The following is a 9,838-nucleotide window of genomic DNA, read 5'->3' as shown; positions in this document are numbered from 1 at the left end:
CCCACCACATTGGGCCGGAACGCGAGACGAAACCAGGGCATCGCTACCACCGCAGGCCGAGCTTGTCGGCCACTTCATCACCCGTGAGACGCTCCGTCGAGGCGAGGGACTGTTTGAGGCGGTCGCGGACGGATGCCCCGAGCGGCGCGCCGAGATCCGGGTCGCCGATCAACGTGCGCAGCCGGTCGTCCACGAGGCCTTCGACCAGGTTCTTGAGTTCAGCCAGGGTTAGATGGGATAGGGTTGTGGGCTCAGCCATGGCGTTCTCCCGATAATGAATCGAGCATACGGGGCCGGTTGCGCGAAATGCAAGAATAGCATCGCGGTCGGATGAGAAAATCGCCTGCACTGTGACCCCGGATGTCATCGTGCGATGGTAGCCTGAAACGGCCTGTGTAGTCGCTTGTGTGGAGCGGGCCGAAGCAGTATTCTCCCGTCGAACTTGAAAGATCAGGTACTCACACCGGCAGAGCATCAGCGCGAAGGATCATATGACCGACGGAAGCTTCAAAGATATCGAGAAACTCGAAACCTCACTCTGGGAGGCGGCGGATAACCTTCGGGCCAATTCCAAACTAACGTCGAGCGATTATTTCATGCCGGTCCTCGGTGTGATTTTTCTGCGGCACGCGGCGAATCGTTTCGATGCCGCGACGCAGCAGATTGATGCAGATCGAGCCAGTGGGAAGATGCCGAAGCGTAAGGTCCTGCCTGAGGACTACGTCCGTCGGCGGGCGCTGTGGCTTCCTGTGGAAGCGCGGTATGAAAACATTATGTCCGAAGCTAGCGTCAATCCTGCCGGCTTGCCCGCTTTGGTCACGAAGGCGATGACGGCGATTGAGGATGTGTTCATTCCGCTGAAGGGCGTGTTGCCGAAGGACTATGGCATCTTCGAGGCGAAGGTGCTCGAAGATCTGATGCGCCTCTTTAATAGCGAGCAGATCAAACAGGCTACCGGCGATGTATTCGGCCGTATTTATGAATACTTCCTCGCCAAATTCTCGATTCAGAAGGCGCACGACAACGGCGAGTTTTTCACGCCTGCGTCCATCGTGCAGACCATCGTCAACATCATCGAGCCGAACCATGGCACTATTTTCGACCCGGCCTGCGGGTCCGGCGGCATGTTTGTGCAGTCGAGCCATTTCATCGAGCATGAAGGCGGGGATACGGCGAAAAAAGTCGTGTTCTACGGTCAGGAGAAGAATCGGGAGACCATCCGCATCGCCAAGATGAACCTTGCTGTGCACGGGCTCGAAGGGAAAATCGCCGAGGCCATCACCTACTACCAGGACGAATACAGCCTGGTCGGCGCGTGCGATTTTGTGATGGCCAATCCGCCGTTTAATGTGGATCTGGTGGATGCGGTGAAAGCCGAGGAAGACAAGCGGCGCCTTCCTTTTGGTCTGCCCGGCGTGAACAAGGCAAAGAAAGTCTCCAACGGCAACTATCTCTGGATCTCCTATTTTTGGAGCTATCTCAATAAGAAAGGGCGGGCCGGGTTTGTCATGTCGTCCCAGGCGTCGAGTGCCGGTCATGGTGAGAAACTAGTCCGGCAGAAGATTGTCGAGACGGGCGATGTCGATGTGATGATCTCGATCCGCTCCAACTTCTTCTACACCCGCACCGTCCCCTGCGAGTTGTGGCACTTCGACCGGGACAAGCCGGCAAACCGCAAAGACAACGTCCTGATGCTCGACGCGCGCAATGTCTATCGCAAGGTCACGCGAAAGATTTACGACTTCTCGCCTGAACAGATGCAGAACCTCGCGGCTATCGTCTGGCTCTACCGTGGCCAAACAGCTCGCTTCCTGGCCCTCATCCGTGACTACATCGGCCAGGTCTGCACCGAGAGCGCTGCCATACCAGCGGCAGTGGCCGTCTTCGACGCCAGGCTTGCGGAGCTGCGCGGGCGTTTCGACCGTCTCGCCGCTGCAGCGGAGAAACATGAGGCGCTCGACGGAGAGAAGAAACAGGCGCTTGCCGAGGCGGTGACCGAGCTGCGGGAGGCGCAGTTGCTGTATGAGGTTGATAGAAAAACGTTGCTCGCCGCTCTTGGCGGCTTCGTCAATAAATACGCGAAGGCCTTACCAGACAAGAACAACGCGCAGCACAGTGCCCGCACCAGCTATAACTCAATTGCCGCATCGATCCGTGACCTCATCAAGCAGGTGGATTTGCTCTACAAGCTTGCCGCGCGCAATGCAGACCTGGGCGCTGAGTCGGCGACGGACGATGTCCTTGCGGAGGCCTACGACCGACGCGCAACGGGCAAGTTAGTCAAACAGCTTGATGAGGAGCGCAAGGCTGTCGTCGAGCAACTCAAGCAGGCCGTGTATTTCCATCGGCAAGTGGCCTGGCTGCAAGATCGCTTTCCTCAGGCCGAACTTCAAGCCGTGCCGGGATTGGTCAAGTTGGTGGATCGCAAGGAGATTGAGGCCGCCGACTGGAGCCTCACGCCCGGTCGCTATGTCGGCGTCGCACCGCAGGAGGAGGATGAAGACTTCGACTTCGAACAGACCCTGCGCGATATCCACACCGAACTGGCTGATCTTAACAAGGAAGCGGTCGAGTTGGCGGCGAAGATTCAAAAGAACTTCGAGGAGTTAGGTATCTGAAAACTCGCACCACTGGTGCGAGAGAGGTGATGTATGAAGCAATCGATTTCCGTCGATTACCCCATGCTGCGCGCCGTAAGGTCTTTTATATGAGGGAGTTTTCCTGGCCTGCTGTGACCGGCAAAATGTGCAACCGCTGGTTGCACTACCTCACCGCTCTCGACCGGCAGATGCGGGAACAGAGCGAGTATCCGTCGATCGGCATCATCCTCTGCAAGGAAAAGAACCGGACGGTGGTGGAGTATGCGCTGCAGTCGGCCCAGAAGCCCATCGGCGTGGCCTCCTACCACGTCGTGAAGCGCTTGCCCAAAGAACTCAAGGGGCAGCTGCCTAGTCCTGCAGAGATCGCGAAGCTGCTGGAGGATGGGGAATGAACCGGGCGGCGAAGATTCAGGAGAACTTCGAGGAGTTGGGGGCATGAGCAGCTCGGCCTGCAGGACGGCCAAGGTGCCACTTGGAGATGTGGCCTTCTTTCAAGAAGGCCCTGGCCTTCGTACGCATCAGTGGACCACCGAAGGCATGAAGGTCATCAACGTGACCAACATAATCGGCGATGGCTCTGTCAATGTGACAAATACAGATAAGTTCGTGTCACTGGAGGAATTTGAAACGCGCTACGCGCATTTCGCCATCGAAGAAAACGACATTGTGGTGGCTAGTTCTGGGAATACATATGGGAAAGTTGGGCGAATCCGAGTCGAACACCTTCCGTTGATGATGAATACGAGTGTCATTCGGTTCCATAGTCAGGACAGAAGCAGCCTAGATAATGATTTCTTGTACGTCTGGCTTCGCTCGCCGGAATTCATCAATCAAGTAGAGGGGTTTGTAACAGGCGGGGCGCAGCCGAACTTTGGGCCGACCCACCTGAAACGGATGCGCATCACCCTGCCAGGCATTCAGCACCAGAAGGCGATTGCCGACATCCTTTCTGCTTACGACGACCTGATCGAGAACAACAAGCGGCGGGATGGCGTTGCTGGAGGAAGCGGCGCGGCAGCTCTATCGCGAATGGTTCGTCCGCCTCCGCTTTCCCGGCCACGAACACACCCGCATCACCAACGGCGTGCCGGAGGGGTGGGACAAGACCACCGCGTTTGCGGTTATGGAGGTCCTCAGTGGGGGGACGCCAAAGACAATCGTTGCCGACTACTGGGGGGGCGAGATTCCGTTCTATACACCAAAGGACGCTTCGGATGCGCCTTACGTGCTGCAGACCGAGCGTTCCATCACCGAACTTGGCCTGAAGAACTGCAACAGTCGCCTCTACGAGCGTGACACCGTGTTCATCTCGGCGAGAGGTACTGTCGGCAAGCTCAATCTTGCATCTCATCCGATGGCCATGAGCCAATCCTGCTACGCACTTGTTGGCAAAGGCCATGTGTCGCAGTTATTTCTCTTCTGCGCTCTCGGAGAGGCGATCGACTACTTCAAGCAACACGCTGTCGGTGCCGTCTTCGATGCGATCGTTGTTGATACGTTCAAACTAATTCCCTTCACAGTCCCTGACGAGAAGTTGGTCAGACGTTTTGAGGACGCAGCAGTGCCGATGTTTCGTCAGATTGCTAACTTGATGGAACAGAACCAGAAGCTTCGCGCCGCCCGCGATCTGCTGCTCCCGCGCCTGATGAGCGGGGAGATCGCGGTCTAAGCGTGGTCGTACACTATTTCATGGATAATCCCTTGACAGGGGATTTACCCACACATACAGTGCAGCCATGAAAAAGGGTCTGGGAGAGATCGAACGGCTTCTGTTTGCCTATGTCCAGATGCGGGGACAAGCCGTCGTCCGGGCCGGCGACTTGGTCCGCCCCCTGCACTTAACCGCACCGAGAGAACGAAAGCTCCTCAGCCGGTTAGCCAAAGCCGGCTGGATCGTTCGTGTTCAACGTGGGCTCTATCTTGCGCCGCAGAAGCTGCCGCTCGGCGGCAAGTGGAGTCCGAGCGAAGCGCTGGCCTTGAACACCTTAATGAAGGAACGCAAAGGGCGGTACCAACTCTCGGGCCCCAACGCCTTCAACTACTACGGTTTCGATGAACAGATTCCCGTCCGGCTGTATGTGTATAACAACCGGATATCGGGCGAGTGGAAAATCGGCGCGCTGGACATCACGTTGATTAAAGTCGCCGGTAGTCGGCTCGGGGACACCACCACGGTCCCGGCGCCGGACGGAGAAACGGCGGTCTATTCCTCCCGGGTGCGGACGCTGGTGGATGCCGTCTACGACTGGTCCCGCTTCAACGGCATCCCCCGCGGGTATGAGTGGATTCGTCGCGAGATGAAGGCCCGACGAATCAGCGCGGCGGAATTGGTCCTGTGCACGCTGCGTTATGGTGACAAAGGCACGATCCGACGCATGGGGGTCTTGCTGGAGAAGGAAGGTGTCGAAGAAACGCTATTGCGTAAGCTGGAGCGGGCCCTGACACCCACGAAGGGTCCCATCCCCTGGATCCCCAGCAAACCGAAGCGTGGACCCGTTCACGGGCGCTGGGGGGTAGTCGTCAACGACAAGGACTCATCCGCATGACGGATCTGTTCGCGGAGCCCGAATTCTTCCGGGAAGCGCTCGGGTTCACGAGGCAACACTACGGATTCCCCGAGCGGTTGATCGAAAAAGACTATCTCTGCTCGCTCTTGCTCGAATATCTCTGCGACGCTCATAAGAACCTGGTGTTTAAGGGGGGAACGTGCCTCGCCAAGGTCCATGCCGATTTCTATCGTCTCAGCGAAGATCTGGACTTTGTGATTCCGATGCCGACGGATGCGTCACGTGCGTCCAGGAGCAGAGCGGCAGAGGGTCTGAAGACCGTTATTGCTGCGCTTCCGAACAGATTTCCTTCGGTAACGGTGATCGAGCCGCTGACGGGTGCCAACAGTTCGACGCAGTACAATGCCCTGGTCGGGTATCGATCATTCGTCGGGCAACGAGAGGAAACGATCAAGATCGAGGTAGGGTTGCGCGAGCCACTGTTGCATGCGGTAGTGAGCGGCGACGCCAAAACGATTCTGCTCGATCCGGTGTCCGGCCGGACGTTGTTTCCCCCGAAACAAGTGCGGTGTATTTCACGGGCGGAGGCCTTTGGCGAAAAATTTCGCGCGGCCTTCACTCGCCGGGAAGCCGCCATTCGCGATTTCTTCGATATCGACTACGCCGTACAGACACTCGGCCTGGAGCCGCACGACACCGAGCTGGTCGGTTTGGTCCAGGCTAAATTGGCGGTCCCCGGCAACGAGCCGATCAATGTATCCGCTGAACGATTAGCCGTTCTCCGGCAGCAGCTTGCACCACAATTGCGACCGGTGCTCCGTGAAAAGGACTTTCGTGCGTTTGATCTGGATCGAGCTTTCAGGGTGGTGGCGGAGATGGCCGACCGATTGCATGTGCGCGTATGATCACCGACATTAACAGCGAAGACCGGCTGGTTCAGCAGACGTTCGCCGACCACCTGCGTGATCGGCTGGGCTGGGAAAGCGTCTATGCCTACAATGCCGAGACCTTCGGGCCGCAAAGCCTCTTGGGGCGCTCATCCGAGCGAGATGTTGTATTGGTGCGGGACCTACGGGCGGCGCTCGCAGGACTGAATCCCGATCTTCCGAACGCCGCTAGAGAGCAGGCCATTGACAAGCTGACGCGCACCGACTTCGCGCGCTCGCTCATCCAGCACAACCGGGAGTTGTATGGGTGTCTTCGTGGCGGTGTCCCGGTCGAATGGCGGGATGACTCAGGCGAAACCTGCCATGCCCATGCCCGGGTGATCGACTTTCGTGTTCCTGAGAACAACCGGTTCCTGGCCGTGCGCGAGCTCAAGATTCAAGGCCTGCTGGTGCCGCACTATAACCGCCGGGCCGATCTGGTCTGTTTCGTGAACGGATTGCCGCTGGTCTTTATCGAACTGAAGGCGGTCTATCGGAACATCCGTGCCGGATTCGACGACAACCTCACCGATTATCTGAGTGCGCACAGTATCGCCCATGCGTTTCACCACAATGCGTTTCTTGTTGTCAGCAACGGCGATCGCGCCCGTTACGGCTCGATCACGAGCAAGTGGGAACATTTTGTCGAATGGAAGCGCGATACAGAGTCGGCTCAGGCGCGCGTGGATGCCGAGGCGCTCCTCGATGGAATGCTGTCCAAGGATCGGCTGCTCGATCTTGTGGAGAACTTCATCCTGTTCGATGAGAGTCGTGCCGGCGGGACGCGCAAGGTGGTCGCCCGCAATCATCAAGTGCTCGGCGTGAATAATGCCGTGGGTTCAGTGATTCACCAGGAGGAACTGAAACGGCAGTATCCACCGGAGCAGCGACTTGTCGAATACCGGGCATCAATTGAACGCCCCTCCCTCGCGGCTGAGTCTGTACCGGCAGATCAGGCCTATCTACTAGCCGCTCCCGCGCAGTCGCAGGATCTGATAGACCTACCTCTGCTCAAACGCGCACATCCGGACCTCGGACGACTAGGCGTGTTCTGGCACACGCAAGGCAGCGGTAAATCCTACTCCATGGCGTTTTTTGTGGAGAAGGTGCGGCGCGTGGTCCCCGGTAACTTTACCTTCCTGGTGATGACGGACCGGGAAGACTTGGACGAGCAGATCTGGCGCACCTTCGTCGGCTGCGGCGTCTCCGACGAGAAGACCCCGCGCGCCGCCTCCGGGAAAGAACTCCAAGAAACTCTGCGCGGGAATCACCGGTTTGTCTTTAGCCTGATTCACAAGTTCAATCAGCCCGTGACTGCCCCGTACAGCGAGCGCGACGATATCATTGTCATCTCGGATGAAGCCCACCGGACGCAGGCCGGCAAGTTTGCGCGGAACATGCGGTTGGCCCTGCCCAACGCCTCGTTTCTCGGCTTTACCGGTACGCCGCTCTTTAAGCATGACGAACTCACCCGGCGGATCTTCGGAGGCTACATTTCCCGCTACGATTTCAAACGGTCGGAAGAGGACCAATCCACCGTCAAGCTGGTCTATGAGAATCGGGGCGAGAAGCTGGGACTCGCCAGGCTGGACCTGAACGATCGAATCGCCGCAAAGATTGAAGAAGCTGAACTGAATCCGGACCAGGAAGCCTTGCTCGAACGCCTGCTGGGCCAGGACTATGAAGTGATCACCGCGGACGACCGTCTCGACAAGCTGGCCGACGATTTCGTTCAGCATTGTTCCACCCGTTGGCAAAGCGGGAAGTCGATGCTGGTCTGTATCGACAAGATCACCTGTGCGCGAATGCTTCAGCGCATCCAGCCTCGCTGGAACGCGGCACTGGCCCTGATTCGTGCCGCTCTCCCGATCAAGGAGATGGAGCTTGCGACGGCGGTCGACTCGGATATGAGGGAACGCCTGAGCAAGGAGCTCGATGGACTGCGGGGGCAGGAACAATGGATGGCAAGCACCATCATCGAGATCGTTATCAGTGAAGCACAAAACGAAGTTCGGGATTTCAAAAAGTGGGACTTCGACATCATCCCGCACCGCCTGGTGATGAAGACGGGATTCCAGACCCAAGACGGTAGACGAACGGCAGTGGATGATGCCTTTAAGGACCCTGAGCACCCTTTCCGCATCGCGATCGTCTGTGCCATGTGGCTGACCGGCTTCGATGTGGAGTGCCTCGGAACGCTCTATCTCGACAAGCCGATGAAGGCCCACAATCTCATGCAGGCCATTGCCCGCGCCAACCGGATCTATCCTGGGAAGAGTTGCGGGGTGATTGTCGATTACAACGGCATGCTCAAGAGCCTGCGCGAAGCACTGGCTCAATATGCGCTGGGCGATGAGGACGAGGAGGCCGGTGACATTGTCGCCCCCATCGCTGAACTGGTGCTGGCCTTGCTTCAGTCCATTGAGCTGACCGAACAACATCTCATTGGTCTCGGGTTCGATCCCGGTCGGCTTCACGGTGCCACAGGATTCACACGCATCGAAGCCCTACGGGATGCAGTGAATGCCATTTACACCTCAGATGATGCCAAACGCCGGTTCGAAATTATGGCGCGGCAGGTCTTCATCTGCTTCAAGGCGTTGCTCATGGAGCCGAGCGTATTTGCCTATGCGGAGCGCCATGACAACATTGAGGCCATCTACAAGAAGCTACAAGAAAACCGTGATACCGCCGATGTGACCGAGGTGCTGAAGGAGTTGCACCGGATTGTCAACGAGGCCATCCGGGCATCGGCTCCCGGAAACGATCATGCGGCTGGGCTCACGGTGGATCTCAGTGCGATCGATTTGGGCCGGTTGCGGGATGAGTTCGCGCGCAAGGTGCGCCGGAAACATGCTGCGCTCCAAGACATTCGAGAGGTCGTGGAGCAGAAGCTGGCCCAAATGCTTGCTTGGAATCCCATGCACATGGATTATTACAAGAAGTACCAAGCCATTATTGCCGACTATAACCGCGAAAAAGACCGGGCGACTGTCGAGGCGACCTTTGCAGAATTATTTGCGCTCGCGACCAGTCTCGACGCCGAGGAGAAGCAGGCAGCGGAAGAAGGGTTGAGCCAGGACGAGTATGTCCTCTTTCAAATGATCTTCAGGGAGGACGTCACCAAGGCCGACCGTGAAAGGCTCAAACAGGCGAGCAAGGCGCTGCTCAAGTCATTGCAGGAGTTGCTAAAGGCGATGGAGAATTGGACTCAAAACTCTACGACGCAGGCCGAAGTGAAGGTCTGTATCCTAGACAATCTTTGGGAGTCGCTGCCTCGGCCGCCATTCACCGACGATGAGGCAGAGGCAGTGGCCGGGCAGGTCTATGACTATGTCTGGCAGCGGAGCAGGGCGGGCCATTGGGGCCAGGCTCGGCATGATAGCAGCCGCTAGCACGCCGCAATGCTAGGCGGAGGTTCGTTTACCCTCCGCAGTCCTTCCCGCCTGCCGCCTCGCACGAACAATCCAGGCACCCATGCACGGAACAGGTGCCGCAAGCCTGTTCGATCCGGCGACGCAGCGCCGCCCTGGCCCGATGGACGCGGACGGCGGCATTTTCTGGCGTGATGCCTGACTGTTGCGCCAGGTCTTTCAGTTTGCCTTCTTGCAGATCCACGATCTGCAGGGCCTTGCGATATTCAGGCTTGAGCGTGTCCAGCAGGCCCGAGACGCATTGGCAGATCTCCTGCCGCAGTTCCGCCGCCGGTTCCTGCACATCCGGAAATTCCCTCGCCCAGGCTTCCGTCAGCCGCTCGGATGTTGACCGTTGCCGGTAGTGATCGACCACCGCGTTGCGGAGCACT

At 58.0% G+C, this 9,838-nt stretch carries 8 protein-coding genes; 6 read left to right on the top strand and 2 right to left on the bottom strand.

The window, feature by feature from the left end:
• Nucleotides 1-43 precede the first annotated feature (43 nt).
• On the bottom strand, nt 44-475 hold the full coding sequence (locus KF784_18425) for a hypothetical protein (protein MBX3121040.1): 432 nt from the start codon (nt 473-475) through the stop codon (nt 44-46).
• Between the two features lie 16 nt (nt 476-491).
• Here KF784_18425 and KF784_18420 point away from each other — a divergent pair, with 16 nt between their 5' ends.
• From KF784_18420 to KF784_18395, 6 genes are all read left to right on the top strand, one after another.
• A complete protein-coding gene (locus KF784_18420; protein ID MBX3121039.1) occupies nt 492-2,618 on the top strand; it encodes an N-6 DNA methylase in 2,127 nt (708 codons plus the stop codon).
• 29 nt (nt 2,619-2,647) lie between these two features.
• On the top strand, nt 2,648-2,992 hold the full coding sequence (locus tag KF784_18415; GenBank protein ID MBX3121038.1) for a DUF1016 family protein: 345 nt from the start codon (nt 2,648-2,650) through the stop codon (nt 2,990-2,992).
• A 43-nt stretch (nt 2,993-3,035) separates the two neighbouring features.
• Complete coding sequence (locus tag KF784_18410) at nt 3,036-3,896, top strand: restriction endonuclease subunit S (GenBank protein ID MBX3121037.1); 861 nt, start codon at nt 3,036-3,038, stop codon at nt 3,894-3,896.
• A 440-nt stretch (nt 3,897-4,336) separates the two neighbouring features.
• Entirely contained in the window at nt 4,337-5,146 is an 810-nt protein-coding gene (locus KF784_18405; GenBank protein ID MBX3121036.1) for a type IV toxin-antitoxin system AbiEi family antitoxin domain-containing protein, read from the top strand.
• Complete coding sequence (locus KF784_18400) at nt 5,143-6,012, top strand: nucleotidyl transferase AbiEii/AbiGii toxin family protein (protein ID MBX3121035.1); 870 nt, start codon at nt 5,143-5,145, stop codon at nt 6,010-6,012. Before KF784_18405 ends, KF784_18400 begins: the two co-directional genes overlap by 4 nt.
• On the top strand, nt 6,009-9,428 hold the full coding sequence (locus tag KF784_18395) for a type I restriction endonuclease subunit R (protein MBX3121034.1): 3,420 nt from the start codon (nt 6,009-6,011) through the stop codon (nt 9,426-9,428). Before KF784_18400 ends, KF784_18395 begins: the two co-directional genes overlap by 4 nt.
• 28 nt (nt 9,429-9,456) lie before the next feature.
• Here KF784_18395 and KF784_18390 read toward each other — a convergent pair.
• Nucleotides 9,457-9,838, bottom strand: a 382-nt coding sequence (locus KF784_18390; GenBank protein ID MBX3121033.1) for a hypothetical protein, incomplete at its 5' end; no start/stop codon positions are given.

This window comes from Fimbriimonadaceae bacterium, assembly GCA_019638775.1.
In the GTDB taxonomy this organism is placed as follows: Bacteria; Armatimonadota; Fimbriimonadia; order Fimbriimonadales; family Fimbriimonadaceae; genus JAHBTD01.
Note: the sequence above shows the minus strand (reverse complement) of the source record. Positions and strands in the feature narration are given on the sequence as shown.